General features: G+C 41.4%; 1 protein-coding gene. It reads right to left on the bottom strand.

Features of this window, described 5'->3' with window-relative positions:
- Positions 1 to 554: 554 nt before the first annotated feature.
- Positions 555 to 860, bottom strand: a complete 306-nt coding sequence (locus F6J99_RS45365; RefSeq protein WP_293124077.1) for a hypothetical protein — start codon at positions 858 to 860, stop codon at positions 555 to 557.
- Positions 861 to 1,001 lie beyond the last annotated feature (141 nt).

Here is a 1,001-nt window from a genome sequence, read left to right as displayed (position 1 = left end):
ATTTCCCTAATAAGCCTAAGGCTTCTGGGGAAGTTGGTGCTTGATTGGCTGGGGCAAAAAATACATCGACTTGTCGGATTTCGCTGCGGATTTCTAGGGGAGCCTGACATTCCCCAAATTGTGATAACAATTCTTCTAAATAATCTTTGGCAAATTGGTCGTGGATAAATCGGGTCATTAGTTATTATAGCGGTTTTCAATCAAATTTTTTGGGTTTTAGGGAACAGGGAACAGGGAACAGGGAGCAGGGAACAAAAATTATCACAATTCATAATGGTACCCTATTGAAGTGATTATATCTCAGAAGCGATCACCTTCCGCAACTTCCAGCGCGTACGCTCAAGTAGGGTGGGTTCGATTACACAAGATCTATCAAGACATTTATTGACCGAATATCACCGAACGCACCATCCCTTACTGGGCTCGGTGGATTAAGCGATCGCGTTCTCCACCCTACTGGGCTTCATTCATTTTTAATTTTTAATTTTGAACTTTGAATTAATCACTGAATCTTGCTAATAATTCCTCACGGGATAGCTGAGATAACTGTAAAATTAAAGCGGAAAATTCTTGATTAGATAAGGACAGCATTGGTTCAATGTCTTGATGCAGTCGCTCATGGGGGAAACCCCCAAGACCGCGCAAATCACGCTAATTCCTCTCAGTTGGTCATCTAGAGAATTAAATCGAACTCTCAACAAGTTTTCGATAATCGCAGTGCGCTCCATCCTCAGACCCTGCTGCATACCTTGTTGTATTCCTTGTTGTATGCCCTGCTCTATACCTGGCTGCACACCTTGTTCTATACCTGACTGAGTAGCAGCTTCTAATTTTTCTAATAAAAGTGGTGATAAGCGCATCAATTTTCTCCCTGTCTTGCTCTTCTAATTCTGTACTTACTTCTAAGTTACTACGCTCAGAAGATAACAACAATAACGTATTTTCCCGAAATTGATTTGTTTCTGGCAGTGCTTCTAATTCATCAATGGCCTGTTGTTGGA

This window comes from Moorena sp. SIO4G3 (genome assembly GCF_010692305.1).
In the GTDB taxonomy this organism is placed as follows: domain Bacteria; phylum Cyanobacteriota; class Cyanobacteriia; order Cyanobacteriales; family Coleofasciculaceae; genus Moorena; species Moorena producens_A.
Note: the sequence above shows the minus strand (reverse complement) of the source record. Positions and strands in the feature narration are given on the sequence as shown.